Raw genomic sequence first — 24,215 nt, forward strand, 5'->3', positions numbered from 1 at the left:
ATGAGCACTCCCCGCATTGCATTCATTGGCGCCGGCAACATGGCCGCCAGCCTGATCGGCGGCCTGCGCGCCCAGGGCGTCGCCGCTGACCACATCCGTGCCAGCGATCCCGGCGCCGAGCAGCGCGCGAAGATCAGCGCCGAGCACGGCATCGAAGTGGTGGAAAGCAACGCCGACGCCGTGCAAGGCGCCGACGTGGTGGTCCTGGCGACCAAGCCGCAAGTGATGAAGGCGGTCTGCCAGGCCCTGGCTCCCAGCCTGAAGGATGGCCAGCTGGTGGTTTCCATTGCCGCCGGCATCACCTGCGCCAGCCTGGCTGCCTGGCTCGGCCCGCGCCCGATCGTGCGCTGCATGCCCAACACCCCGGCGCTGGTGGGTCTGGGCGCGAGCGGCCTGTACGCCAACGCCGAGGTCAGCGCGGCCCAGCGTGAGCAGGCCGAGCAGCTGCTGGCCGCCGTCGGCATCGCCCTCTGGCTGGAAGAAGAGAAACTGATCGACGCCGTGACCGCCGTATCCGGCAGCGGCCCGGCCTACTTCTTCCTGCTGATGGAAGCCATGACCGCCGCTGGCGAGAAACTCGGCCTGCCCCGCTCCACCGCCGAGCAACTGACCCTGCAGACCGCCCTGGGCGCCGCGCGCATGGCGGTTTCCAGCGACGTCGACGCCGCCGAACTGCGTCGCCGCGTCACCTCGCCCAACGGCACCACCGAAGCGGCGATCAAAACTTTCCAGGCCGGCGGCTTCGAAGCCCTGGTGCAACAGGCCCTGAACGCCGCCGACCGGCGTTCGGCCGAGCTGGCCGAACAACTGGGCCAATAAGGAGCTTTCGATGACCGGACTCAACACCGCAGCCATCTATGTGATCCAGACCCTCGGCAGCCTCTACCTGCTGATCGTCCTGCTGCGCTTCATCCTGCAACTGGTGCGCGCCGACTTCTACAACCCGCTGAGCCAGTTCGTGGTGCGTGCCACCAAGCCGCTGCTCAATCCGCTGCGCAAGATCATCCCCGGCTTCGGCGGCCTGGATCTCGCTTCCCTGGTCCTGGCCATCCTCGTCCAGCTGCTGCTGATGATCGTCACCCTGACCCTGATGGGCTACGGCGTCGGCGGCTATCTGCTGCAACTGCTGATCTGGTCGATCATCGGCGTCACCTCGCTGTTCCTGAAGGTGTTCTTCTTCGCCCTGATCATCAGCGTGATCCTCTCCTGGGTCGCCCCGGGCAGCTACAACCCCGGCGCCCAGCTGGTGAACCAGATCTGCGAGCCGCTGCTGATGCCGTTCCGCAAGCTGCTGCCGAACCTTGGCGGTCTGGATATTTCGCCGATCTTCGCCTTCATTGCACTGAAACTGCTGGATATGCTGGTGATCGGCAACCTGGCCGCCATGACTGGCATGCCGCAGATCCTCAGCCCGTTCCTCTGATGAGCTGGTACCGCTGGGCAGGCGAGGACCTGATCCTCGACTGCCATCTGCAGCCCAAGGCGAGCCGTGACGAGTTCGCCGGGCTGCACGGCGAAAGACTGAAGATCCGCCTCACCGCGCCGCCGGTGGAAGGCAAGGCGAATGCCCACCTGATGGCCTTCCTGGCGGAGGCCTTCGGGGTCGCCAAGAGCCAGGTGAGCCTGGAAAGCGGCGGGCTGAACCGCCAGAAACGGGTGCGAATCCAGCGTCCGCGTACCCTCCCCGACCTGCCGGGCCTGACCGCTCGGCAGTCCTGACCGACCTTAAGGCGGGCGTGGCGAGCCGGCCAATTGACGCCCATCCCTCAAGGCGCATAATGCCCAGCAATGACTGGCTGGCACTCTGCCTTAATCCCGCCCCGGAGCAAGCTTCCGGATGTCGCGGTATGACTGCCCGCGTCGGCATTTCGATTCGAAAATCGTCTATTCCCCGTACGCAGGAAGCGTGATCCCGAGGAGAGCCTGAATGAGCATGGAGCGTCTCAGTCAGCAAGTCGACGCCTACGTAGCCTGGAAGCGCGAGCTACTGCGGGAGATCACCCGCTATAGAAGCTGGCTGGAACACAACCGGCTCAACTCCGATGCGCTCTCCGCCAAGCTGGAACGGGCGCAGCGCCTGCTCCGCACCGATCACATCACTCTGGCCTTCGTCGGCGAGTTCTCCCGCGGCAAGACCGAGCTGATCAACTGCCTGTTCTTCTCCGAATTCGGCCAGCGCATGCTGCCGTCCCAGGCCGGGCGCACCACCATGTGCCCCACCGAACTGTTCTACGACCCGCGCTCCGAGCGTTCCTACATCCGCTTGCTGCCCATCGAGTCGCGCATGGCCGAAGCCAGCGTGGCCCAGTTCAAGCGCGCGCCACGGCATTGGGTGAACATCCCGCTGGACCCGAGCGACCCGGACAACATGATCCAGGCCTTCACCCAGGTGGCGCGGACCAAGCCGATGCCAGTGGAGCAGGCCATCCAGCTCGGCTTCCATCCGGACATGCTCGACTCCACCGGCCGCCCTGGCGAGGTCCTGGTGCCGGCCTGGCGCCATGCCCTGGTCAACTTCGACCACCCGCTGCTGCGTCAGGGCCTGCGCATCCTCGACACCCCTGGCCTGAACGCACTCGGCAGCGAACCCGAGCTCACCCTGTCGATGCTGCCGGCCGCCCAGGCCATCGTGTTCCTGCTCTCGGCCGATAGCGGCGTCACCGCCAGCGACATGAGCGTCTGGCAGCAGCACATCCGCCAGCTCGACGAAGACACCCAGGCCCACCTGTTCGCCGTGCTGAACAAGGTCGACGTGCTGTGGGATGACCTGGCCGGCGAGAATTTCGTGCAGAACGCCATTCGCCGCATCCAGGAAACCACCGCCCGCCAGCTCGGCATCCGCAGTGACGAAGTGCTGCCGCTGTCGGCCAAGCAGGCACTGCTGGCCAAGGTGCGCAAGGACGGGGAGCTGCTCCGGCGCAGCCAGATCGGCGCACTGGAAGAGCTGCTCTGCGACCGGATCGTCACGCAGAAGGAGCGCCTGATCGAAGACCACGTGGCGCATCAGATGATGGCGCTGCTGCAGAACAGCCTGCACGTGCTCAACCTTCGCCTGGACAAGGTCCGCGAGCAGCAGTCGATGCTCGACAGCCACCAGCAGGACAACGGCCAGATGCTCTTCGAGCTGACCGCGCGGACCAAGGAAGACCACGCCCAGCACCATCGCCGCCTGCTCGGCCTGAAAACCAACCAGCGCCTGCTCAAACGCCAAGGCGACGTCCTGCGCAATGCCGCGCGCACCGAGCGCCTGGACGAACACCTGGCACGCCTGCGCCGCGAACTCACTGCCAGCTGGACCACGGTAGGCATCAACCAGGGCATCGTGCATTTCTTCCATTCGGTACAGCACGACCTGCACAGCCTGGAACACGAGGCCGAGATGGCCAACAAGATGGTCGCGGCCATCTACCGTCGGCACAACGAGGAGAACCCGCTGAATGGGGTCGATGCGCCGCAGTTCAATGTGCAGCGCTATCTCCGCGAGCTCCGTCAGCTGCGCGCCAAGGCCGACCAGTTCCGCCTGCATCCCAAGACCCTGCTGACCGAGCAGCGCCAGCTCGGCAAGCGCTTCTTCGACACCCTGGTGCAAGAAGTCATCGGCATGCACCAGCGCCTGCGCCTGGAAGTCGCGCAATGGGCCGGCGATGCCCTGATGCCGCTGATGCAGCACACCCTGGAGCACAAGCAGCTGCTGGAAACCCACATGCTGCGGCTGAAGGCCCTGGCCCAGGAAACCCAGCTCACCCGCCAGCGCGGCCAGCAATTGCAGCGCTACACCGAGGAACTGGAGCAGCAGATCGCCGAAGCCAACGAGATGCTGCGCACCTTCCGCCGCCCTTCGCCCATGCAGCGCATGAACAAGGTCGTCAACCTGCCGGTGGCATCGCGCAAGCAGCGCGGTGGCTAGCCCGCCTGAACGCCCGCAGCACCTGATTATTCAACGTCTTAGCCGCCGCCCCCCGCGCTTGCCGCTGGGGGCGGCGCTCTTTAGACTGGCGCCCTTCCCAGATTGAGAGCAGGGTCGCGATGCCCACCGCCATTCCCGCAGATTCCGTCGGCCTGGTCAGCCCCCGGGTACAGCGCTTCAGCGAGCCGCTGGCACTGGCCTGTGGCCGCAGCCTGACCGACTACGAGCTGGTCTATGAAACCTACGGCGAACTGAATGCAGACCGCAGCAACGCGGTGCTGATCTGCCATGCGCTGTCCGGCCACCACCACGCCGCCGGCTACCACAGCATGGACGACCGCAAGCCGGGCTGGTGGGACAGCTGCATCGGCCCGGGCAAGCCCATCGACACCCTGAAGTTCTTCGTCGTCAGCCTGAACAACCTCGGCGGCTGCAACGGTTCGACCGGCCCCTCCAGCATCAACCCGGCCACCGGCACGCCATTCGGTGCCGACTTCCCGGTGATGACGGTGGAAGACTGGGTCAACAGCCAGGCGCGCCTGGCGGATGTCCTCGGCATCCAGCAATGGGCCGCCGTGATCGGTGGCAGCCTTGGCGGCATGCAGGCCATGCAATGGACCATCAGCTACCCCGACCGCGTGCGTCACTGCCTGGCCATCGCTTCGGCACCCAAGCTCTCGGCACAGAACATCGCCTTCAACGAGGTGGCTCGCCAGGCCATTCTCACCGACCCGGATTTCCACGGCGGCCACTTCCAGGACCAGGGCGTGATCCCCAAGCGCGGCCTGATGCTGGCGCGCATGGTGGGACACATCACCTACCTGTCGGACGATGCCATGGGCGAGAAATTCGGCCGCGGGCTGAAGAGCGAGAAGCTCAACTACGACTTCCACAGCGTGGAATTCCAGGTGGAAAGCTACCTGCGCTACCAGGGCGAGGAGTTCTCCGGGCGCTTCGACGCCAACACCTACCTGCTGATGACCAAGGCGCTGGACTACTTCGACCCGGCGGCCGCCCATGACGGCGACCTGGCCCGGACCCTGTCGGTGGCCAAGGCGGACTTCTGCGTGATGTCCTTCACCACCGACTGGCGCTTCTCCCCGGCCCGCTCGCGGGAAATCGTCGACGCCCTGACCGCCGCGCGCAAGAACGTCAGCTACCTGGAAATCGATGCGCCCCAGGGCCACGATGCCTTCCTCATGCCGATCCCGCGCTATCTCCAGGCCTTCAGCAGCTACATGAACAGGATTGCGGTGTAACCCATGCGTGCCGACCTAGATATCATCCAGGACTGGATTCCCGCCGGCAGCCGGGTGCTCGACCTTGGCTGCGGCCGTGGCGAACTGCTGGCCTGGCTGCGCGACAACAAGCAGGTCACCGGTTATGGCCTGGAAATCGACCCCGAGAACATCGCCCACTGCATCGACCGTGGCGTGAACGTGATCGAGCAGGACCTGGACAAGGGCCTGGGCAACTTCGCCAGTAACAGCTTCGACGTGGTGGTGATGACCCAGGCACTGCAGGCGGTGCACTACCCCGATCGCATCCTCCAGGAAATGCTGCGGGTCGGTCGCGAATGCATCATCACCTTCCCCAACTTCGGCCACTGGCGCTGCCGCTGGTACCTGGCGCGCTACGGGCGCATGCCGGTGTCGGAGTTCCTGCCCTACACCTGGTACAACACGCCGAACATCCACTTCTGCACCTTCAAGGATTTCGAGGCGCTGTGCCACGAAATGCAGGTGAAAGTGCTCGACCGCCTCGCGGTGGACCACGAGCATCGGCACAACCTGCCCAGCCGGGTTTGGCCTAATCTGTTGGGTGAGATCGGCATCTATCGCGTCAGCGGTCCGAGCCTTGCGGACCACCGCATCGCGATCTGAATAGAAGGAGGCACACCATGCGTCGTCTAGCCCTGTTCCTTTTCGCCCTTTGCCTGGCGCTGCCGGCAGCTGCCGAGCGCAAGCAGACCTTCGGCGACCTGGACGTGCACTACAACGCGTTCAACTCCAGTTTCCTGCAGCCGGACATCGCCGCCGCCGTCGGCCTGACCCGCAGCAAGACGCAAGGCGTGGTCAACGTCGCCGTGCTCAAGGCCGGCAAGGCCAGTACCGCCCAGGTCAGCGGCCAGGTGAAGAACCTGCTCGGCCAGGTCACGCCGCTGCAGTTCAAGCAGATCAGTGAAGGCGAGGCCATCTACTACCTGGCGCAGTTCCCCTTCAACGAGCGTGAAATGCTCAATTTCACCCTCAATGTGCAACGCGGAGATGAAGCGCCCCACAGCTTCAGCTTCGACCAGGAATTCTTCCCCGACGAATGATGCCCTTCAAAGAACTGGTGCTGGCCAGCCATAACGCCGGCAAACTCAAGGAACTCCAGGCCATGCTCGGTGACAGCGTGAAAGTACGCTCCATCGCCGAGTTCAGCGACATCGAGCCTGAAGAAACCGGCCTGACCTTCGTCGAGAACGCCATCCTCAAGGCCCGCAACGCGGCCCGCCTGTCCGGCCTGCCGGCGCTGGCCGACGACTCCGGCCTGGCGGTGGACTTCCTCGGCGGCGCCCCTGGCATCTATTCCGCGCGCTACGCCGACGGCAAGGGCGATGCGGCCAACAACGCCAAGCTGCTGGACGTCCTGCGCGACGTTCCCGAAGCCGAGCGTGGCGCGCAGTTCATCTGCAGCCTGGCGCTGATGCGACATGCCAACGATCCGCTGCCGATTCTCTGCGAAGGCAGCTGGCGCGGCCGCATCCTGTTCGAAGCCCGAGGCGAGCACGGCTTCGGCTACGACCCGCTGTTCTGGGTCGAGGAATGCAACAGCTCCGCTGCGGAGCTCTCCCCCACCGACAAGAACCAGCTCAGCCACCGCGCCCGCGCCATGGCCCTGCTCAAGCAGCGGCTGGGGATATGAAAGGCCCAGGCACGCACCCGGAGGCCGGGGCCGCAGGCTTCCAGCTCCCGCCCCTGGCACTCTACGTCCATATTCCCTGGTGCGTGCGCAAGTGCCCCTACTGCGACTTCAACTCCCACGCTGCCGGCTCGGAGCTGCCTGAAGAAGCCTATATCGACGCGCTGCTGGATGATCTCGAGCAGGACCTCGGCCATGTCCATGGCCGTGAGCTGACGTCGATCTTCTTCGGCGGCGGCACCCCCAGCCTGTTCAGCGCCAACGCCATCGGCCGGCTGCTGGATGGCGTGGAGCAGCGGGTACCCTTTGCCCGCGATATCGAGATCACCCTCGAAGCCAACCCCGGCACCTTCGAGCAGGCCAAGTTCGCCGCCTACCGCCAGCTCGGCATCAATCGCCTGTCCATCGGCGTGCAGAGCTTCCAGGAGGCCAAGCTCAAGGCCCTGGGGCGCATCCACGACGGTGACGAAGCGGTGCGTGCCGCCGACATGGCGCGCAAGGCCGGCTTCGACAACTTCAACCTGGACCTGATGCACGGCCTGCCGGACCAGTCCCTCGAAGACGCCCTGGAAGACTTGCAAACCGCCATCGCCCAGGGGCCGACGCACCTCTCCTGGTACCAGCTGACCATGGAGCCGAACACGGTGTTCTGGAACCAGCCACCGGAACTGCCCGAAGACGACATCCTCTGGGACATCCAGGAAGCCGGCCAGGCCCTGCTGGCCGAACAGGGCTACGCGCAGTACGAAGTGTCCGCCTACGCCCGAGACGGCCTGCGCGCGCGGCACAACCTCAACTACTGGACCTTTGGCGACTTCCTCGGCATCGGCGCTGGCGCCCACGCCAAGCTGAGCAACCCGGAAGGCCGCATCATCCGCAGCTGGAAGACCCGCCTGCCGAAGGACTACCTGGACCCGGCCAAACGCTTCCTGGCCGGCGAGCGCCACCTCGACCAGGGCGAGCTGCCCTTCGAATTCCTCATGAACGTGCTGCGCCTCACGGACGGCGTGCCCGCAGCGTTGTTCACTCAGCGCACCGGCATGCCGCTGGCCGACCTGGCAGCGGCGCGCACCGAAGCCGAGGCCCGTGGCCTGCTGCTGAAAGACCCGGAGCGGCTAGTGGCCACCCCCGAAGGTCAGTTGTTCCTCAACGACCTGCTGCAGCACTTCCTGCCTTGACGGGCGCACCACGGATTTGGAATCGTCTGCCCCCGAACCATTTCGCCAAGGATTCTCTGGATGGAAGTCGTACTGGACCTGATCGCCACCCTCTCGCGCTGGAGCCGCGGCCACCTGCATGACATCGCCCTGGCGATCATGGCCACCGTCCTGGTGCTGTTCGGCCCCGCCCTGAACGCCTGGGTGCAACAGCGCATCGGCAGCCTCAACTTCCTCTTCCGCACCCTGCTCTTCGTGATGCTCTGCGCGGTGGGCTACGGCCTGGCGATGATCTACCTGACGCCCTGGCTGGCCAAAGGACTGGGCTACTTCAACAACTACACCTTGGCGCCCGTCCTGCTACTAGTCTTCTTCGTGATCGGTGTGATCGCCGATCGCAACTAGGATCGGCGGCTCCCGGCCGCCACCGCCGGGAGCACGCCCATGAAACCGATCAAGCACCTCTACCTGCACTTCCAGGACGGCCAGCGCCTGGCCCTGCGCTTCCCCCAGCAAACCGCCGACCCGGTCGAAGTGGCCAGGGGCTTGCGCCGCCAACTGGAGTCCCCCTTTCTCAGCATCGAGGTGGATGGCGACCTGCTGCTGATTCCACGGGAAAGCATCAAGTACATGCAGATCAGCCCCGCACCCCCGGCCCTGCCGGATGCGACGTTGACTGGGGCGGAGCTGATCAATTAGCGGCGCCTCCACACCGGTCGAGTCCGTGCCTCGCTCTGTAGGGGCGAATTCATTCGCCAAGGGTCGCGCAGCGGCCCCGTAGGGTGGAAATCGCCTTTCATTTCCACCATCGACGTTCGGCGGGGCCCCACTGGTGGATGAAAAAAACGTCATCCACCCTTGAACTACCCCTTGTGTGAGCGAATTCATTCGCGAATGAAATCGCCCCCACAAGGCTATGCCGCCCGGAAGACGCCCATTAAAAAGCCGCCCCGAGGGGCGGCTGGGATGGCCAGGCAGGCCGGAATCAGTTGCCTTCGCGTCGCAGCGCCTGGGGCGTGAAGTCCCTCGGGCTGAGCACGGCCTTGAAGTCATACATGGGTTCGTTGTTATCGAGCCCGTCGACGAAGTAACGGTCACCCATGAAATCGTAGATGGTTTCCAGCGTACTGCCGAACATGGGGACATCGTAGTAGCTGATCGGATGGCTTTCCTGCATTCCGATCAGGCCGTCGTCCTTGTCGTAGAGGTCGACGGCGAGGATCTGCCAGCTGTCCTCATCCAGATAGAAGCGACGCTTGGCGTAGGGATGACTGAAACCCTTGCGCAGGGTCGCCTCCACCACCCAGACGCGATGCTGCTCGTAGCGCAGCAGGTCGGGGTTCACGTAGCTGGTCTTGAGGATCTGCTGGTAGGGAATGCCCTTCTGGTGCACTTCATAGCTGTTGTACGGCACCAGCATTTCCTGCTTGCCCAGCAGCTGCCACTCGTAGCGGTCCGGCGCGCCGTTGTAGGAGTCCACCACATCGGCGGTAGCCAGGCCGTTGGTATCGGGCTGCAGGGTGTCGTAGGCCAGCATCGGCAGGCGGCGGACGCGACGCTCGCCACGGTTGAATCGCCAGGCCTTGCGGATCGACAGCACCTGGTCGAGGGTTTCCTGCACCACCAGGGCCGAACCGGACAGCTTGGCCGGCGCAACGACGCGGTACTTGTAGAAGAACAGGGTGTTCTCCAGGTTACCCGGCGTCATGCCCTCGCGTCCGTAGACGAAGTAGATGTCCCGCTCCAGCTTCAGCAGGTTGTAGCTGCCGTTGGCGAGGACCGCCGCCTGGTTGGTGGTGAAGTGAACCTGCTCGCCGCGATAGCGCAGGATGTGGTTCCAGATGGCTTCCAGCCCGTTGGCCGGGATCGGGAATGGCACGCCCGCGGCCACGCCTTCCACACCGTTGCCGCCGGCGATCAGCGCGCCGTTTTCGGCATTGAAGCGGGTGGCATCGTAGATGCGCTGCGGTGCGGCAGCACTGCGGTGGGTCGGGAAGACCCGCAGCTTGTACTCCGGGTGTTCCTGCAGCAGGGCCTTGTGCCCCGGCGTCAGCAACTGCTCGTACTGACCGAGGTTCTTGCCATCGATGACGAAGCGCGGGGCTTCGCCGGCGTAGGGATCAGGGTGGTGCATGCCCGGCTCGTAGCCGGCAGGCGGAGTGGCGAGGCCACCATCCCAGACCGGGATGGTGCCGGCGGCATTGCCAGCGCGTTCGCCGCCCATTGGGGTGAGGTCCTGCCCGAGACGGGCGGCCTGGGTAGCGTCGACCTTGGCCTGGGCTTGCAGGGCGCAGCCGGCCAGGAGCAGATATCCGAATGTTCTCAACAACACAGCCTTCTCCTCACGACGCAGTGGCAGCCACGTCGCTCTTATTCTTATGCCGCCTGCTCAGTGGGCAGGCGTTGCTATCGTCGGATCAGGTGAGGTGCCGGGTGGTCCCGGTCTAGTCAGGTGTACCGGTGCGCCGCTGCGCGGCGCACGGTCAATCGATGCGCTGGAACTTGAGGTCCCAGACGCCGTGGCCGAGGCGTTCGCCGCGACGCTCGAACTTGGTTATCGGACGCTCTTCCGGGCGCGGCACGTAGCGACCGTCTTCGGCCAGGTTGCGGTAGCCCGGCGCGACATTCATCACTTCCAGCATGTGCTCGGCGTAGTGCTCCCAGTCCGTGGCCATGTGCAGCACACCACCGACCCGGAGCTTCTGCCGCACCAGCTCGGCGAAGGCCAGCTGTACGATGCGCCGCTTATGGTGGCGGGACTTGTGCCAGGGATCGGGGAAAAACAGCAGGACGCGTTCCAGGCTGCCATCGGCGACGCAGTCGCGAAGCACTTCCAGGGCATCGCAGCTGTACACGCGGATGTTGGACAGGCCCTGGGTCATGGCGCCATTGAGCAGGGCACCAACGCCGGGACGGTGCACTTCGACACCGATGAAGTCCTGCTCCGGCGCGGCCGCGGCCATCTCCAGGGTGGCGTGGCCCATACCGAAGCCGATCTCGAAGGTACGCGGCGCACTGCGACCGAACAGGGCATCGAAGTCCTGCGGGCCGTCGGCCAGCTCCAGGCCAAACTTCGGCCAGCCCTGGTCGAGGCCGCGCTGCTGGCCTTCGGTCATGCGCCCAGCACGCATCACGAAACTCTTGATGGTGCGATGGTGGCGCGTTTCGTCGGCTTCAGCCGGCGAGCCCTGTTCTTCAATCATGTTCGCGAAACCTGTAAATAAAATTCAGAACCTGCTCGATCTTGCGAGCTAGAACCATGCAAGGCAAAAACAGGTGAGGAAGCGGAGTTTACAGGCTGTAAATGAGCATTACTCGCTTCGCTCGCCCTTCGGGCCGCGCTAAAGCGCGTTAGCCGCAAGCGGCTTTCCGAGCCTGTTTTTAACGCCGCAGGGCCGACGCGCAGCTGTTCGTGGGTTCTCAGCGGATCAGACCATCCAGCGGTGAAGATGCGCTGGCGTAGAGCTTGCGCGGCATACGCCCGGCCAGGTAGGCGAGGCGGCCGGCGACGATGGCGTGTTTCATGGCCTCGGCCATCATCACCGGGTTCTGCGCGTGGGCGATGGCGGTGTTCATCAACACGGCCTCGCAGCCCAGCTCCATGGCGATGGTGGCGTCGGAGGCGGTGCCCACACCGGCATCCACCAGCACCGGAACCTTGGCTTCTTCAAGGATGATGCGCAGGTTCCAGGGGTTGCAGATGCCCATGCCCGAGCCGATCAGACCGGCCAGGGGCATCACGGCGATGCAGCCGATTTCGGCCAGTTGGCGGGCGATGATGGGGTCGTCGCTGGTGTAGACCATCACGTCGAAACCGTCCTTGACCAGTTGTTCGGCGGCCTTGATGGTTTCGACGACGTTGGGGAAGAGGGTCTTCTGGTCAGCCAGCACTTCCAGCTTGACCAGGTTGTGGCCATCCAGCAGCTCGCGGGCCAAGCGGCAGGTGCGTACGGCCTCTTCGGCGTTATAGCAGCCGGCGGTGTTCGGCAGGATGGTGTACTTGTCCGGGGAGATCACGTCCAGCAGGTTCGGCTCACCCGGGTTCTGGCCGATGTTGGTGCGGCGCACGGCAACGGTGACGATCTCGGCGCCGGAAGCCTCGATGGCGACGCGGGTTTCTTCGAGGTCCTTGTACTTGCCAGTGCCCACCAACAGACGCGACTGATAGGTGCGGCCCGCGAGGGTGAAGGGCTTGTCGATCGGCGTTTGGCTCATGCTGGACTCCTGGCAGGCAGAGGAAATTGCTTGATACGCGGAACAGGTGCTGCGGAAGGGACGACTGGGCAGGTTCGAAACCCGCGCTACTAGCCGCCGCCTATGGCGTGGACCACCTCGACGCGGTCGCCTTCGCGCAGGGCGGTGGCGGCGTGCTGGCTGCGCGGCACGATATCGAGATTGAGCTCGACCGCGACGCGGCGGCCGGCCAGGTCCAGGCGGGAAAGGAGGTCCGCGACGGTGTGGCCATCGGGAAGCTCTAAGGATTCGCCGTTCAACTGAATGCGCATGACGGATCAGTCACAACTGGAAAAGGGGACGGCATTCTAGCCCGATCGCCTCGCGGCACCAAGGTAAAAGGGCGCCATTCGTCCCGCAATTTGACGCCACGGTCAAGTTAGCGCGGAACGGTATTCCAGGCGGCCAGCCCCAGGCACAGCCAGCCTGCGAGGAACGCCAGACCGCCGAAGGGAGTGATGATGCCGAGCTTGCCGATGCCGCTGAGGGTCAGCAGGTAGAGACTCCCGGAGAACAGTAAGATACCGAGGACGAAGAAACCGCCCGCCAGGTTCACCAACCTCCCGGGAATGTGGAGCGCCAACAGGGCCACGCCGAACAGGGCCAGGGCATGGATGAGCTGGTAGTGAGTACCGGTCTGGAACACGGCCAGGTACTCGGGCGACAGCTTGCTCTTCAGGCCGTGGGCGGCGAAGGCGCCAAGGGCCACCCCGGTGAAACCGGCGAATGCGGACAACATCAGGAAAAGGCGCGCCATGGGGACTCCAGACAGAAGACGGACGGCCGCTATAATGGCGCGCAAATTTCCCCGGGCCAACCCAGCATGTTCCGCACCATACGCCGCCGCCTGTTCAAACTGCTGCTCTGGTTCGCGGCGGCGTCCGTATTGCTGGTGATCCTGTTCCGCTGGGTGCCGACGCCGGGCTCGATGGTCATGGTGGAACGCAAGATCGAGTCATGGATCGACGGCAAGCCCATCGACATCAAGCGCGACTGGGTGTCCTGGGATGAGCTGCCGGATGACCTGAAGATCGCGGTGATCGCCGCCGAAGACCAGAAGTTTGCCGAACACTGGGGCTTCGACATCCCCGCGATCCGCAAGGCCATGGCGCACAACGAGCGCGGCGGTTCGATCCGTGGCGCCAGTACCCTGAGCCAGCAGGTGGCGAAGAACCTGTTCCTCTGGTCCGGCCGCAACTGGGTCCGCAAGGGGCTGGAAGTCTGGTTCACCGGCCTGATCGAGCTGTTCTGGCCCAAGCACCGCATCCTTGAGGTCTACCTGAACAGCGTCGAGTGGGGCAATGGCGTATTCGGTGCCGACGCCGCAGCACGCCAACACTTCGGCGTGCCGGCCGCGCGACTGTCACGTCAGCAGGCAGCCCTGCTGGCGGCGGTGCTGCCCAACCCGCGCAAATGGAGCCCTTCGCGTCCCAGCGGTTACGTCGCTACGCGCGCCGGCTGGATTCGTCGACAGATGAACCAGCTGGGCGGCAGCAGCTACCTGCAGCAGCTCTGACCTTGGGGCCGCGGCCTTACCCTCCGCCGTTCAGTGCTTCATCGCCTCGCGCGGCACGAGATGCAGCAGCTGAATCTTGCCTTCCAGCAGGTGCGCGCTGAGCCCCTGCTGGGGATAGATCCACGCCTCGCCCTCACCCGTGCGTAACCGCAGCCGGGGCGGGCCGATGCTGGCGGCGAGACGCGCAGCGGACACCTCGACCATGGGCACCATGTTCAGCACTCCAACCCGGTGTCCACCCAGCTGCTCCAGCATGTCGCCGCTCAGGGGCTGCTCGTCGGTGCCCTTGCCGAGCACCTTGGCCAGGCTGGTGCGCTCGCTGTCGCTGAGTTCAAGCTCTGCCTCGAGGCGCCAGGCACCCTCATCCCGCTGCTGCTCGGAGCGGAAGATCAGGCGCGGGCCTTCCTGACGCGGTTGCAGCCAGAGCTCGCCGGGTGCCAGCTCGGCCAGCTTCTCCATTAGCAGGTCGCCTTCGGCCAGCGGCACGATCACCGACTCCTGCCAATCCACCAGCCAGGGCAGCGGCTCGGCTCTATCGGACTGCCGGCTCATCCACAGCGCCAGGGAAAAGAACAGCACGGCGACCGCGGCGAACAGCAACCAGTGGCTGGAACGCAGTTGCGGCAAGGGCATGGTGGTTTTCTCCAGACAGAAAAAAGCCGCACCGAGGTGCGGCTTTTCCGGGTTTCAGCATCACGCCTGAATGAAGCCCTTGAGCTTGTTCATGGCGTTCTTCTCCAACTGGCGAATACGCTCGGCGGAGACGTTGTACTTGGCCGCCAGGTCGTGCAGCGTCGCCTTCTCCTCGGCCAGCCAACGCTGGTAGAGGATGTCGCGACTACGCTCGTCCAGGCCGTCCAGCGCTTCGTGCAGGTTGGCGGTGGAGCTGTCGCTCCAGTCCGCTTCCTCCAGCTGGCGCGCCGGGTCGTAGCGGTGGTCTTCCAAGTAATGAGCCGGTGCCTGGAAGGCGGTATCGTCGTCGGCATCCGCCGCCGGATCGAACGCCATGTCCTGGCCGGTCAGCCGGCTTTCCATTTCGCGCACTTCGTGGGGCTCGACACCGAGGGTGTTGGCCACGGCGTGGACTTCATCATTGTTCAGCCAGGTCAGACGCTTCTTCTGGCTGCGCAGATTGAAGAACAGCTTGCGCTGCGCCTTGGTGGTGGCGACCTTGACGATGCGCCAGTTGCGCAGGATGAACTCATGGATCTCGGCCTTGATCCAGTGCACCGCGAAAGACACCAGGCGCACGCCCATCTCGGGGTTGAAGCGCTTGACGGCCTTCATCAGGCCGACGTTGCCTTCCTGGATCAGGTCGGCCTGGGCCAGACCGTAGCCGGAATAACTCTTGGCGATGTGCACGACGAAGCGCAGGTGCGCCAATACCATTTGCCGTGCCGCTTCCAGATCTTGTTCGTAGAAGAGGCGTTCGGCCAGATCGCGCTCCTGCTCGACGGACAACAGCGGGATGCCGTTGACCGCATGCACGTATGCCTCCAGGTTCGCACCGGGGGCCAGGGCATAGACAGGTTGCAGGGAAGTGGTCATGCGAATCCTCCGATTCACTAAAGCTCGCGCAGTGTAGCACTGGCCTATATGACTGCAAGGGGGTGTAAAAGTTTCCTTACACCCCTCGCAACACCCGCGAAAACCGATGGGTTCTAACGCGGCGCCAGCTCACTGAGATGACGGGCGACGGCCAGCCAGGCGCCAATGTAGCCCAGCAGGACGGCGCCCAGAAGCAGGGATAGACCATCGGCTAATGGCACGCCCGCCAGGGCGAAATCACTGCCGTAGAGGCCGGCCAGACGCACCACGGCGTCGTTCAGCCAGTCCAGGCCGTAGGCCAGCACCAGCCAGGCCAGAAGGCCGGCGCCGGTGCCATAGAGTGCGCCCATATAAAGGAAAGGACGGCGCACGTAGCTATCGGTACCGCCCACCAGCTTGATTACTTCGATCTCGGTGCGGCGGTTCTCGATATGCAGACGAATAGTATTACCGATCACCAGCAGCAGCGCCAGGATCAGCAGCACCGCCAGGCCGAAGACGAAACGCTCGCCCAGCTTGAGGATGGCGGACAGGCGCTCGACCCAGACCAGGTCCAGTTGCGCCTGCTCGATACCCGGCATTTCCGACAGACGCTGGCGCAGCGCTTCCAGTCCCGCCTTGTCGACTTCCTTGGGCGTTACCAGGACCACGCCCGGCAGCGGGTTCTGCGGCAGTTCCTTGAGCGCTTCCCCAAGGCCTGACTGCTGTTGCAGTTCGGCCAGGGCCTGCTCGCGGCTGATCCACTCTGCCTCGGCGACGTCGGGCATGCCGGCGATCTCGTCGCGCAGTTTCTGCCCCTGGGATTCGCTGGCGTCCATCTTCATGAACAGGGAAATCTGTGCCGCGCGCTGCCAGGAACCGCCCAGGCGCTCGACGTTGCTGAGCAGCAAGGACAGGCCCATCGGCAAGCTGAGGGCGATGGCCATCACCAGGCAGGTGAAGAAGCTGCCAACGGGCTGGCGGCCCAGGCGGCGCAGGCTGTCCACCAGACTGGCGCGATGGCTTTCCAGCCAGGCGTGCAGCAGGGTGCGGAAATCCGGGCCGTCGTCACCCTTCTCCGGCGACTCGACGTGGCGGGGCGAAGCCCCCACACGCTCGGCGGGTTTTGGCGGCGGCATCTGCTTGGCGCTCATCAGACAGCCTCCCCATCACCGATCAGGCGACCGCGTTGCAGGGTGAGCAGGCGATGGCGCATGCGCGCGATCAGCGCCAGGTCGTGGCTGGCGATCAGCACTGTGGTGCCCAAGCGATTGATGTCCTCGAATACGCCCATGATCTCGGCGGCCAGGCGCGGGTCCAGGTTACCGGTGGGTTCGTCCGCCAGCAGCAGGGCCGGGCGATGAACCACGGCGCGGGCGATGCCGACGCGCTGCTGTTGGCCGGTGGACAGGTCGGCCGGGTAGAGCTCGGCCTTGTCCGCCAGGGAAACCCGCTCCAGCGCCACGCTCACGCGCTTGGCGATCTCCGCCTTGGACAGGCCATGGATCTGCAGCGGCAAGGCGACGTTGTCAAACACGCTGCGGTCGAACAACAGCTGGTGATTCTGGAACACGACGCCGATCTGGCGACGCAGGAAAGGGATCTGCGAATTGGTGATGGTCGAGAGGTCCTGCCCGGCCAGCAGCAGCTTGCCGGTGGTGGGACGCTCCATCGCCAGCAGCAGGCGCAACAGGGTGCTCTTGCCGGCACCGGAATGGCCGGTGACGAAGAGGAACTCGCCGCGACGTACGCGGAAGCTCAGTTCGTGCAGGCCGACATGGCCGTTTGGATAGCGCTTGCCGACCTGCTCGAATCGAATCATGCGGACTCCCGCTCAGCGAAGAGGGCCTTCACGAAGGCGTCGGCTTCGAAGGTACGCAAATCGTCGATGCCTTCACCCACACCGATGTAGCGGATCGGCAGGCTGAACTGCTTGGCCAGGGCGAAGATCACCCCGCCCTTGGCGGTGCCGTCCAGTTTGGTCAGCGCCAGGCCGGACAGGTTGACCGCCTGGTGGAACTGCTTGGCCTGGTTGATGGCGTTCTGGCCGGTGCCGGCGTCCAGCACCAGCAGCACTTCGTGGGGAGCGGTCTCGTCCAGCTTGCCGATCACGCGGCGCACCTTCTTCAGCTCTTCCATCAGGTTGTCCTTGGTGTGCAGGCGACCGGCGGTGTCCGCGATCAGCACGTCGACGCCACGGGCCTTGGCGGCCTGCACGGCATCGAAGATCACGGAAGCGGAGTCGGCGCCGGTGTGCTGCGCGATCACGGCGATGTTGTTGCGCTCGCCCCAGATCTGCAGCTGCTCCACGGCGGCTGCACGGAAGGTGTCGCCGGCGGCGAGCATGACCTTCTTGCCATCCTGCTGCAGCTTCTTGGCCAGCTTGCCGATGGTGGTGGTCTTGCCGACGCCGTTCACGCCGACCACGAGGATCACGTAGGGCGCGTGGCCGTTGTCGATCTTCAGCGGCTGCTCGACCGGACGCAGCAGCGCGGCCAGTTCATCCTGCAGGGCCTTGTACAGGGCATCGGCGTCGGCGAGCTGCTTGCGTGCGACCTTCTGGGTCAGGCTCTGGACGATGGCGCTGGTGGCTTCCACGCCGACATCGGCGGTCAGCAGGCGGGTTTCGATTTCATCCAGCAGGTCGTCGTCGATGGCCTTGCGCCCAAGGAACAGACTGGCCATGCCTTCGCCAATGCTGGCGCTGGTCTTGGACAAACCCTGCTTGAGGCGCGCAAAGAAACCGGCCTTGGCCGGTTCCGCCTGGGCAACGGGAGCCGGTGTGGGCTCGGATGCGGGTTCGGCGACAGGTGCGGCGACAGGTGCGACAACCGGAACGGGGGCGGCCACCGGAGCAGGCTGCTCGGCGACAGGTGCGGGTGCGGGTGCGGGTGCGGGTGCGGGTGCGGGTGCGGGTGCGGGTGCGGGTGCGGGTGCAACAAGCTCGGCGACAACCGGCGCCTCAGCAATGACTGGCGCGGGTGCCGGAGCCTCTGCCACAACCAGAGCAGGAACAGGAGCGGGAGCGGGCGTTTCGACCGGCGCAGGAGCAACCTCGGGCGCCGGAGCCTGCTCGGCCACTGGCGCGGCTACAGGCTGGGCAGCCGGAACGGATTCGGGAGCGGGCGCAGGTGCGGCCGGGGCATCAGCCTCGACAGGGGCCACCGTCTCCGCCGGAGCGGCGGGAGTGGCTTCCTGGGGCTTCTTGCGCAGCCAGCCGAACAAGGATTTCTTTTCCCCGGCCTGGGCCGGAGCCTTCTTGTCGTCGTTGGAACCAAACATGAGTCGAATGCATCTCAAGGGAGCGGCCGTGCTGGCTCTATGCCGGCCAGCTTCGCCGCCCCGGGAAAGGATGGGGTATCCTAGCACCTCTTCGCCCGCAGGCGGTACGACCGCCGGGGCCGTCCGACAGGTCAAGAACATTGATGAAAGCCACTGCCCGACAAGCCGCCGGCTTGCTGTTTTGCGCTCTCTGTCTGCCCACTCTGGCCCTCGCTGCAGACAACCAACCCACCCACGAGTTCACCCTGGACAACGGCCTCAAGGTCGTGGTCCGTGAGGACCACCGCGCGCCCGTGGTGGTCTCCCAACTCTGGTACAAGGTCGGCTCGAGCTACGAGACCTCCGGCCAGACCGGTCTCTCCCACGCCCTCGAACATATGATGTTCAAGGGCAGCCGCAAGCTCGGCCCCGGCGAAGCCTCGCGCATCCTGCGGGAGCTCGGCGCCGAAGAGAACGCCTTCACCAGCGACGACTACACCGCCTATTACCAGGTGCTGGCCCGCGACCGCCTGGGCGTGGCCTTCGAACTGGAAGCCGACCGCCTCGCCAGCCTCAAGTTGCCGCCGGAAGAGTTCTCCCGCGAGATCGAGGTGATCAAGGAGGAACGCCGCCTGCGTACCGACGACAAGCCCACCGCCAAGGCGTTCGAGCGCTTCAAGGCGATGGCCTACCCAGCCAGCGGCTATCACATCCCCACCATCGGCTGGATGGCCGACCTCAATCGCATGAAGGTCGAGGAGCTGCGCCACTGGTACGAATCCTGGTACGTGCCGAACAACGCCACCCTGGTGGTGGTGGGCGACGTCACCCCGGACGAGGTCAAGGGTCTGGCCGAGCGCTATTTCGCTGGCATTCCGAAGCGTGAAGTGCCGCCTGCGAAGAAGCCCCTCGAACTGGCCACCCCAGGCGAGCGTCGCCTCACCCTGCACGTGCGCACCCAGCTGCCGAGCCTGCTGATGGGCTTCAACGTGCCGGGGCTTGCTACCGCCAAGGACGCGCGCCAGGTCCACGCCCTGCGCCTGATTTCCACCCTGCTCGACGGCGGCTACAGCGCACGCCTGTCCAGCCGACTGGAGCGAGGCGAGGAGCTCGTCAGCGGCGCCTCCGCCTGGTACGACGGTTTCCCCCGCGGCGACAGCCTGTTCGTGATCAGCGCCACCCCCAACGTGCAGAAGGGCAAGACCCTGGAGCAGACCGAGGCCGGCATCTGGCGCCAGCTGGAAGACCTGAAGAACACTCCACCGAGCGCCGATGAACTCAAGCGCGTACGCGCCCAGGCCATTGCCGACCTCGTCTACCAGCGCGACTCCATCACCAGCCAGGCCACCACCATCGGCCAGCTGGAAACCGTCGGCCTGTCCTGGAAACTGATGGACCAGGACCTCGCGGCCCTCGAAGCCGTGACGCCTGCCGATATCCAGGCCGCCGCCAAGACCTTCTTCACCCGCGACCGCCTGAGCGTCGCCCACATCCTGCCCGAGGAGGCCCGCAATGAGTGAGCGCAACGGCCTGCGTTTTGGCCTGCTCGGCCTGGCCCTGATCGCCCTGCTCGGCGTGCTGGCCTTCATCGTCAATCGCCCGGCGACCACCGCAACCGCTGAAACCGCCACCCCCGCGCCGGCCCAGGGACTTCAATCCCTGGCGGAACTGGGCGGCAAGGCACCCAGCCGTCGCACGCTGGACATCCAGAGCTGGAAGACCGCCGAAGGCGCCAAGGTACTGTTCGTCGCCGCTCCCGAGCTGCCGATGTTCGACCTGCGCCTGACCTTCGCCGCCGGCAGCAGCCAGGACGGCGATATCCCTGGCCTGGCGACCATGACCAACGCCATGCTCAACGAAGGCGTGGCTGGCAAGGACGTCACCGCCATCGCCGAAGGCTTCGAGGGCCTGGGCGCGGAATTCGGCAACGGCGCCTACCGCGACATGGCCGTCGCCAGCCTGCGCAGCCTCACCGCCCCCGAGCAGCGCCAGCCGGCCCTGGACCTGTTCACCCAGGTGATCGGCGCACCGACCTTCCCCGAAGACTCCCTGGCGCGGATCAAGAACCAGATGCTCGCCGGCTTCGAGTACCAGAAGCAGAACCCCGGCAAACTCGCTGGCCTGGAGCTCTTCGACAAACTCTACGGCCAGCATCCCTATGCCCACCCGAGCGAAGGCGACGAGAAATCCGTCCCCGGCATCACCGTCGCCCAGATGCGAGCCTTCCACCAGAAGGCCTATGCCGCCGGCAACGTGGTGATCGCCCTGGTCGGCGACCTGTCCCGCGCCGACGCCGAAGCCATCGCCAACCAGGTTTCCAAAGCCCTGCCCAAGGGGCCGGCGCTGGCCAAACTGCCTGAACCGCAAGCACCGAAACCCGGTCTCAACCATATTGAGTTCCCGTCCAAGCAGACCCACCTGATGCTGGCCCAGCTCGGCATCGACCGGAACGATCCGGACTACGCCGCGCTCTATCTGGGCAACCAGATTCTCGGCGGTGGTGGCTTCGGCACCCGGCTGATGGAAGAAGTGCGCGAGAAGCGCGGCCTGACCTATGGCGTCAGCTCGGGCTTCACCGCCATGCAGGTGCGCGGCCCGTTCATGATCGGTCTGCAGACCCGCGCGGAAATGAGCCAGGGCACGCTCAAGCTGATTCAGGACATCGTCCGTCAGTACCTGGCCGAAGGCCCCACCCAGAAGGAACTGGACGATGCCAAGCGTGAGCTGGCCGGCAGCTTCCCGCTGTCCACCGCGAGCAACGCCGACATCGTCGGCCAGCTGGGCGCCATCGGCTTCTACGACCTGCCGCTGACCTACCTGGAAGACTTCATGGCCAAGGTCCAGGCGCTGGACGTGCCCCAGGTGAAAGCCGCCATGGCCAAACACCTGGCCCCCGACCAGTTCGTCATCGTCACCGCCGGCCCGACGGTCACCCAGAAGGAGCTGCCGCCCCCCACCGACAAGCCCGCCGAAATGCCCAGCGGCGTACCGGAGCACTGATGCGCAAGCCAAACGCAAAACCCGCCAAGCCGAATCACGGTGGCCAGGGCCAGCTACGCATCATCGGGGGCGAATGGCGCTCGCGGCGCTTCGCCTTCCCCGACGGTCCCGGCCTGCGCCCCACGCCGGACCGCGTGCGTGAAACGCTGTTCAACTGGCTGGCGCCGTACGTGGAAGGCGCGCGGGTACTCGATCCCTTCGCCGGCAGCGGCGCGCTCTATCTGGAGGCCTTGTCCCGCGGCGCCGCCGCAGGCCTGGCACTGGATCTGAACCCTGACTCCGTAGCCGCCCTGCGCGGCCATCTGGACGTCCTGCGCTGCGGCAAGGGCCAGTTGTTGCAGACCGACGCCCTGCGTTATCTGGACACCCAGCCGCCCAGCGCCTTCGACCTTGTGTTCCTCGACCCGCCCTTCAATCAGGGCCTGCTGCAACCCGTTTGCAACCTGTTGGAAAACCGCGGCTGGCTTGCACCCCGCGCCTGGGTCTATACAGAAAGCGAGAACCCGCCCTCCACGCTGGGCCTGCCGGGCAACTGGCGCCTGCACCGCGAGAAGAAAGCCGGTCAGGTCTACTACGCCCTGTGGCAGCGTGCAGTCGGGGACACCCCCGCAGCCTGACCGACGGCCACGCCGATGAACTCGTTCCACTCGCCGGTAACCACCCACACCAGCTTCCAGCCGGCCTGGTGGTTACCCGGCCCACACCTGCAGACCCTCTGGTCGCCCTTCTGCCGCACGCCGCCGCCACTCCATCGGCAGCGTGAGCGGCTATGGCTGGAGGACGGCGACTTCCTCGACCTGGACTGGCATGGCCCACACGAGGCCGACGCACCTCTGACGCTGGTTCTGCATGGCCTGACCGGTTCTTCCACCTCGCTCTATGTCCTCGGCCTGCAGCAGGAACTGGCCACTCGCGGCTGGGCCAGCGTGGCCATCAACTGGCGCGGCTGTTCGGGCGAACCCAACTTGCTGCCGCGGGGCTACCACTCGGGCGTCAGCGAAGACCTGGCAGCCACCATCCGCCACCTGCGCGCCAGCCGTCCGCTGGCACCGCTCTACGCAGTGGGCTACTCGCTGGGCGGCAATGTGCTGCTCAAGCACCTGGGGGAAACCGGGGAAGACTGTGGCCTGCAGGGCGCTGTGGCGGTCTCGGTGCCCTATCGCCTGGACCAGTGCGCCGACCGCATCGCCCTCGGCTTTTCCAAGGTCTACCAGGCGCACTTCATGCGCGAAATGGTGGCCTACGTGAAGCAGAAGCAGCGCCTGTTCGCTCACCACGGTCAGACGGAGCACCTCTCCACCCTGGAACGCCTCGGTTCGCTGGAAGGCATGCATACCTTCTGGGACTTCGACGGTCGCATCACCGCGCCATTGCACGGCTTCGACGACGCCCACGACTACTACCGCCGTGCCTCCAGCCGCTACTACCTGGGCGGCATCCGCATCCCGACCCTGCTGATCCAGTCAGCCGACGACCCCTTCGTGTTCCGCCACAGCCTGCCGGAAGCCCACGAGCTCTCGGCCACCACCCGCATGGAACTGCACCCCCGAGGCGGTCATGTGGGCTTTGTCGAAGGATCACCGCGCAAACCCGCGTATTACCTGGAACGGCGGATTCCGGACTGGCTAACGAGTCAGACGCCAGTGCGCTGAACGCTGGGGCTCAGCTATCGCTGGCCCAGCTGTCGAGCCAGCGCCAGCGATGGGGGAAGCGCGCCTTCAGACCCAGGCGGTCCACACGCCAGAACGCCGGCCACTCCCCTTTTACCCGCGCCAGCAAGCGCAGGTTGCGGCTCGGGGCGCTGAATGCCTCGCGCAGCTCCACCGGCACAGGAGCGGCGTCCTCCACCATGCGCACCACCTCGGCAGGCAGCCAGGTGCCGTCCGGCAGGCGCAGCCGGAAGGGCTGGCCTGGAGAGGCATAGGCGGCATCCCGCGGGTCGAGATAGACCCACAGTTCGGCGTCACCCAGACGCTGCAGGCGCATCAGCGGCGTCCCGGGGCCGACGTTTTCGCCCTCATCCACCAGCACCTCGCTGATCACCCCGGACTCGCCGGCCTTCAGCTCCAGCCCATGCAAACGTGCTTGCAGCCAGTCGCTTTCCAGTCGGCGTTGACGCTCCAGAGTGTCGTCCACCGGTTGCGACTCTCGCCGCTCGAATTGCACCAGGTCACGCTGGCGTCTGTCCCGCTCGTCCTGGGCCTGCTGCACCTCACCGCGGGTCGCGGCACCGGCGGCGAGCAGCCCGCGCAGGCGCCCAAGACGACTCTCCGCGCTGGCCAGCAGACGCTCCAGAGCCTGGCGTTCCTGCTCCGGCAGGGGCCGGTTTCCGGCAGGCCGCCGCGCCTGGGCGGCGGGGTCACCGAGCAGGGCAAGGCGAGCACGCCACTCGGGGTTATCCATCTTCACCAGCAACTGGCCGGCCTCGACCCGGTCGCCAGGCCTGGCCAGCACGCGCTCCACCTGTCCAGCCTCCCGCGCCCGCAGCTCGGTGGACGGCAGGTGCAGCTGCACCGGCGCCTCGATCAGCCAGAGGCCAAGGAACTCGCGCCCGACCAGGAACAACAGCGGACTGGTGACCGCGAGCAGGATCAGGTACCAGCGCAGCTTGAAGGCCAGGCGCTTGCCGGGCGCGTAGAGCACCTTGAGCCCCTGATCCTGGGTGGGCTGCTGTTCCTTGGGGCTTGAGAATCGAATCTTCATGGCC

General features: G+C 65.6%; 27 protein-coding genes. 16 read left to right on the plus strand and 11 right to left on the minus strand.

Going from position 1 to position 24,215, the window contains the following annotated elements; translation table 11 throughout:
• From proC to E8E91_RS12770, 11 genes are all read left to right on the plus strand, one after another.
• Window positions 1-819 (plus strand): pyrroline-5-carboxylate reductase, encoded by an 819-nt coding sequence (gene proC, locus E8E91_RS12720; RefSeq protein ID WP_280376055.1) that lies wholly within the window; start codon window positions 1-3, stop codon window positions 817-819.
• A gap of 10 nt (window positions 820-829) precedes the next feature.
• Entirely contained in the window at window positions 830-1,423 is a 594-nt protein-coding gene (locus E8E91_RS12725) for a YggT family protein (RefSeq protein ID WP_044871035.1), read from the plus strand.
• Window positions 1,423-1,719 (plus strand): DUF167 domain-containing protein, encoded by a 297-nt coding sequence (locus tag E8E91_RS12730; protein WP_280376056.1) that lies wholly within the window; start codon window positions 1,423-1,425, stop codon window positions 1,717-1,719. Before E8E91_RS12725 ends, E8E91_RS12730 begins: the two co-directional genes overlap by 1 nt.
• Window positions 1,720-1,927: 208 nt before the next feature.
• Window positions 1,928-3,907 carry a dynamin-like GTPase family protein gene (locus tag E8E91_RS12735; RefSeq protein ID WP_280376057.1) on the plus strand — a complete coding sequence of 660 codons (1,980 nt, stop codon included), beginning with the start codon at window positions 1,928-1,930 and terminating at the stop codon, window positions 3,905-3,907.
• A gap of 119 nt (window positions 3,908-4,026) precedes the next feature.
• Entirely contained in the window at window positions 4,027-5,166 is a 1,140-nt protein-coding gene (locus tag E8E91_RS12740; protein ID WP_190833220.1) for a homoserine O-acetyltransferase, read from the plus strand.
• A 3-nt stretch (window positions 5,167-5,169) separates the two neighbouring features.
• Window positions 5,170-5,790 carry a methionine biosynthesis protein MetW gene (gene metW, locus E8E91_RS12745; protein WP_190833219.1) on the plus strand — a complete coding sequence of 207 codons (621 nt, stop codon included), beginning with the start codon at window positions 5,170-5,172 and terminating at the stop codon, window positions 5,788-5,790.
• Between the two features lie 17 nt (window positions 5,791-5,807).
• A complete protein-coding gene (locus E8E91_RS12750; RefSeq protein WP_190833218.1) occupies window positions 5,808-6,227 on the plus strand; it encodes a DUF4426 domain-containing protein in 420 nt (139 codons plus the stop codon).
• Window positions 6,224-6,817, plus strand: coding sequence for an RdgB/HAM1 family non-canonical purine NTP pyrophosphatase (rdgB, locus tag E8E91_RS12755; RefSeq protein WP_280376058.1), 594 nt, complete (start codon window positions 6,224-6,226; stop codon window positions 6,815-6,817). The genes E8E91_RS12750 and rdgB overlap by 4 nt, the downstream gene beginning before the upstream one ends.
• Window positions 6,814-7,992, plus strand: coding sequence for a radical SAM family heme chaperone HemW (gene hemW, locus E8E91_RS12760; protein ID WP_280376059.1), 1,179 nt, complete (start codon window positions 6,814-6,816; stop codon window positions 7,990-7,992). Before rdgB ends, hemW begins: the two co-directional genes overlap by 4 nt.
• Window positions 7,993-8,052: 60 nt before the next feature.
• Window positions 8,053-8,376 carry a DUF3392 domain-containing protein gene (locus E8E91_RS12765; protein WP_280376060.1) on the plus strand — a complete coding sequence of 108 codons (324 nt, stop codon included), beginning with the start codon at window positions 8,053-8,055 and terminating at the stop codon, window positions 8,374-8,376.
• A 39-nt stretch (window positions 8,377-8,415) separates the two neighbouring features.
• Window positions 8,416-8,670 (plus strand): hypothetical protein, encoded by a 255-nt coding sequence (locus tag E8E91_RS12770; protein WP_179058531.1) that lies wholly within the window; start codon window positions 8,416-8,418, stop codon window positions 8,668-8,670.
• Between the two features lie 286 nt (window positions 8,671-8,956).
• On the opposite strand, the gene E8E91_RS12775 is transcribed toward E8E91_RS12770, so the two are convergent.
• The 5 genes from E8E91_RS12775 to E8E91_RS12795 all read right to left on the minus strand — a co-directional run bounded on the left by E8E91_RS12775 (window position 8,957) and on the right by E8E91_RS12795 (window position 12,961).
• Window positions 8,957-10,300, minus strand: coding sequence for a DUF1329 domain-containing protein (locus E8E91_RS12775; RefSeq protein WP_280376061.1), 1,344 nt, complete (start codon window positions 10,298-10,300; stop codon window positions 8,957-8,959).
• Between the two features lie 154 nt (window positions 10,301-10,454).
• Complete coding sequence (trmB, locus tag E8E91_RS12780; RefSeq protein WP_280376062.1) at window positions 10,455-11,174, minus strand: tRNA (guanosine(46)-N7)-methyltransferase TrmB; 720 nt, start codon at window positions 11,172-11,174, stop codon at window positions 10,455-10,457.
• A gap of 217 nt (window positions 11,175-11,391) precedes the next feature.
• Window positions 11,392-12,186 carry a thiazole synthase gene (locus E8E91_RS12785; protein ID WP_271471873.1) on the minus strand — a complete coding sequence of 265 codons (795 nt, stop codon included), beginning with the start codon at window positions 12,184-12,186 and terminating at the stop codon, window positions 11,392-11,394.
• A gap of 89 nt (window positions 12,187-12,275) precedes the next feature.
• Complete coding sequence (thiS, locus tag E8E91_RS12790) at window positions 12,276-12,476, minus strand: sulfur carrier protein ThiS (RefSeq protein WP_280370754.1); 201 nt, start codon at window positions 12,474-12,476, stop codon at window positions 12,276-12,278.
• A 107-nt stretch (window positions 12,477-12,583) separates the two neighbouring features.
• Window positions 12,584-12,961, minus strand: a complete 378-nt coding sequence (locus E8E91_RS12795) for a DUF423 domain-containing protein (protein ID WP_280376063.1) — start codon at window positions 12,959-12,961, stop codon at window positions 12,584-12,586.
• 66 nt (window positions 12,962-13,027) lie between these two features.
• On the opposite strand from E8E91_RS12795, the gene mtgA reads away from it, so the two are divergent.
• Entirely contained in the window at window positions 13,028-13,720 is a 693-nt protein-coding gene (gene mtgA / locus E8E91_RS12800) for a monofunctional biosynthetic peptidoglycan transglycosylase (RefSeq protein WP_151131297.1), read from the plus strand.
• 30 nt (window positions 13,721-13,750) lie between these two features.
• On the opposite strand, the gene E8E91_RS12805 is transcribed toward mtgA, so the two are convergent.
• From E8E91_RS12805 to ftsY, 5 genes are all read right to left on the minus strand, one after another.
• Complete coding sequence (locus tag E8E91_RS12805; RefSeq protein WP_280376064.1) at window positions 13,751-14,353, minus strand: hypothetical protein; 603 nt, start codon at window positions 14,351-14,353, stop codon at window positions 13,751-13,753.
• Window positions 14,354-14,413: 60 nt separating this feature from the next.
• Entirely contained in the window at window positions 14,414-15,268 is an 855-nt protein-coding gene (gene rpoH / locus E8E91_RS12810) for an RNA polymerase sigma factor RpoH (protein WP_151131295.1), read from the minus strand.
• Window positions 15,269-15,381: 113 nt separating this feature from the next.
• On the minus strand, window positions 15,382-16,401 hold the full coding sequence (gene ftsX / locus E8E91_RS12815) for a permease-like cell division protein FtsX (RefSeq protein ID WP_151131294.1): 1,020 nt from the start codon (window positions 16,399-16,401) through the stop codon (window positions 15,382-15,384).
• The gene (ftsE, locus tag E8E91_RS12820; protein ID WP_069081568.1) at window positions 16,401-17,069 is read right to left on the minus strand and encodes a cell division ATP-binding protein FtsE; all 669 of its coding nucleotides are present in this window, start codon (window positions 17,067-17,069) and stop codon (window positions 16,401-16,403) included. Before ftsE ends, ftsX begins: the two co-directional genes overlap by 1 nt.
• Entirely contained in the window at window positions 17,066-18,529 is a 1,464-nt protein-coding gene (gene ftsY / locus E8E91_RS12825) for a signal recognition particle-docking protein FtsY (protein WP_280376065.1), read from the minus strand. The genes ftsE and ftsY overlap by 4 nt, the downstream gene beginning before the upstream one ends.
• Before the next feature lie 143 nt (window positions 18,530-18,672).
• Between ftsY and E8E91_RS12830 the strand changes: the two genes are divergently transcribed.
• Genes E8E91_RS12830 through E8E91_RS12845 form a run of 4 tightly spaced genes read left to right on the plus strand, consistent with a single transcriptional unit; the run spans window position 18,673 to window position 23,160 of the window.
• A complete protein-coding gene (locus E8E91_RS12830) occupies window positions 18,673-20,028 on the plus strand; it encodes a pitrilysin family protein (protein ID WP_280376066.1) in 1,356 nt (451 codons plus the stop codon).
• Window positions 20,021-21,508: a pitrilysin family protein gene (locus tag E8E91_RS12835; RefSeq protein WP_280376067.1), complete on the plus strand. Its 1,488-nt coding sequence runs from the start codon at window positions 20,021-20,023 to the stop codon at window positions 21,506-21,508. Before E8E91_RS12830 ends, E8E91_RS12835 begins: the two co-directional genes overlap by 8 nt.
• Window positions 21,508-22,125: a 16S rRNA (guanine(966)-N(2))-methyltransferase RsmD gene (gene rsmD, locus E8E91_RS12840; RefSeq protein ID WP_280376069.1), complete on the plus strand. Its 618-nt coding sequence runs from the start codon at window positions 21,508-21,510 to the stop codon at window positions 22,123-22,125. The genes E8E91_RS12835 and rsmD overlap by 1 nt, the downstream gene beginning before the upstream one ends.
• A 15-nt stretch (window positions 22,126-22,140) precedes the next feature.
• Window positions 22,141-23,160 (plus strand): hydrolase, encoded by a 1,020-nt coding sequence (locus E8E91_RS12845; protein WP_280376070.1) that lies wholly within the window; start codon window positions 22,141-22,143, stop codon window positions 23,158-23,160.
• Between the two features lie 10 nt (window positions 23,161-23,170).
• On the opposite strand, the gene E8E91_RS12850 is transcribed toward E8E91_RS12845, so the two are convergent.
• Entirely contained in the window at window positions 23,171-24,211 is a 1,041-nt protein-coding gene (locus E8E91_RS12850) for an HlyD family efflux transporter periplasmic adaptor subunit (protein ID WP_280370732.1), read from the minus strand.
• Window positions 24,212-24,215 lie beyond the last annotated feature (4 nt).

It is taken from the genome of Pseudomonas sp. BN515 (assembly GCF_029873155.1).
Lineage (GTDB): Bacteria > Pseudomonadota > Gammaproteobacteria > Pseudomonadales > Pseudomonadaceae > Metapseudomonas.

Coding starts and splice junctions, on each gene's coding strand:
- proC (WP_280376055.1), top strand. CDS start 1: ATGAGCACTCCCCGCATTGCATTCATTGGCGCCGGCAACATGGCCGCC.
- E8E91_RS12725 (WP_044871035.1), top strand. CDS start 830: ATGACCGGACTCAACACCGCAGCCATCTATGTGATCCAGACCCTCGGC.
- E8E91_RS12730 (WP_280376056.1), top strand. CDS start 1,423: ATGAGCTGGTACCGCTGGGCAGGCGAGGACCTGATCCTCGACTGCCAT.
- E8E91_RS12735 (WP_280376057.1), top strand. CDS start 1,928: ATGAGCATGGAGCGTCTCAGTCAGCAAGTCGACGCCTACGTAGCCTGG.
- E8E91_RS12740 (WP_190833220.1), top strand. CDS start 4,027: ATGCCCACCGCCATTCCCGCAGATTCCGTCGGCCTGGTCAGCCCCCGG.
- metW (WP_190833219.1), top strand. CDS start 5,170: ATGCGTGCCGACCTAGATATCATCCAGGACTGGATTCCCGCCGGCAGC.
- E8E91_RS12750 (WP_190833218.1), top strand. CDS start 5,808: ATGCGTCGTCTAGCCCTGTTCCTTTTCGCCCTTTGCCTGGCGCTGCCG.
- rdgB (WP_280376058.1), top strand. CDS start 6,224: ATGATGCCCTTCAAAGAACTGGTGCTGGCCAGCCATAACGCCGGCAAA.
- hemW (WP_280376059.1), top strand. CDS start 6,814: ATGAAAGGCCCAGGCACGCACCCGGAGGCCGGGGCCGCAGGCTTCCAG.
- E8E91_RS12765 (WP_280376060.1), top strand. CDS start 8,053: ATGGAAGTCGTACTGGACCTGATCGCCACCCTCTCGCGCTGGAGCCGC.
- E8E91_RS12770 (WP_179058531.1), top strand. CDS start 8,416: ATGAAACCGATCAAGCACCTCTACCTGCACTTCCAGGACGGCCAGCGC.
- trmB (WP_280376062.1), bottom strand. CDS start 11,174: ATGATTGAAGAACAGGGCTCGCCGGCTGAAGCCGACGAAACGCGCCAC.
- E8E91_RS12785 (WP_271471873.1), bottom strand. CDS start 12,186: ATGAGCCAAACGCCGATCGACAAGCCCTTCACCCTCGCGGGCCGCACC.
- thiS (WP_280370754.1), bottom strand. CDS start 12,476: ATGCGCATTCAGTTGAACGGCGAATCCTTAGAGCTTCCCGATGGCCAC.
- E8E91_RS12795 (WP_280376063.1), bottom strand. CDS start 12,961: ATGGCGCGCCTTTTCCTGATGTTGTCCGCATTCGCCGGTTTCACCGGG.
- mtgA (WP_151131297.1), top strand. CDS start 13,028: ATGTTCCGCACCATACGCCGCCGCCTGTTCAAACTGCTGCTCTGGTTC.
- E8E91_RS12805 (WP_280376064.1), bottom strand. CDS start 14,353: ATGCCCTTGCCGCAACTGCGTTCCAGCCACTGGTTGCTGTTCGCCGCG.
- rpoH (WP_151131295.1), bottom strand. CDS start 15,268: ATGACCACTTCCCTGCAACCTGTCTATGCCCTGGCCCCCGGTGCGAAC.
- ftsX (WP_151131294.1), bottom strand. CDS start 16,401: ATGAGCGCCAAGCAGATGCCGCCGCCAAAACCCGCCGAGCGTGTGGGG.
- ftsE (WP_069081568.1), bottom strand. CDS start 17,069: ATGATTCGATTCGAGCAGGTCGGCAAGCGCTATCCAAACGGCCATGTC.
- ftsY (WP_280376065.1), bottom strand. CDS start 18,529: ATGTTTGGTTCCAACGACGACAAGAAGGCTCCGGCCCAGGCCGGGGAA.
- E8E91_RS12830 (WP_280376066.1), top strand. CDS start 18,673: ATGAAAGCCACTGCCCGACAAGCCGCCGGCTTGCTGTTTTGCGCTCTC.
- E8E91_RS12835 (WP_280376067.1), top strand. CDS start 20,021: ATGAGTGAGCGCAACGGCCTGCGTTTTGGCCTGCTCGGCCTGGCCCTG.
- rsmD (WP_280376069.1), top strand. CDS start 21,508: ATGCGCAAGCCAAACGCAAAACCCGCCAAGCCGAATCACGGTGGCCAG.
- E8E91_RS12845 (WP_280376070.1), top strand. CDS start 22,141: ATGAACTCGTTCCACTCGCCGGTAACCACCCACACCAGCTTCCAGCCG.
- E8E91_RS12850 (WP_280370732.1), bottom strand. CDS start 24,211: ATGAAGATTCGATTCTCAAGCCCCAAGGAACAGCAGCCCACCCAGGAT.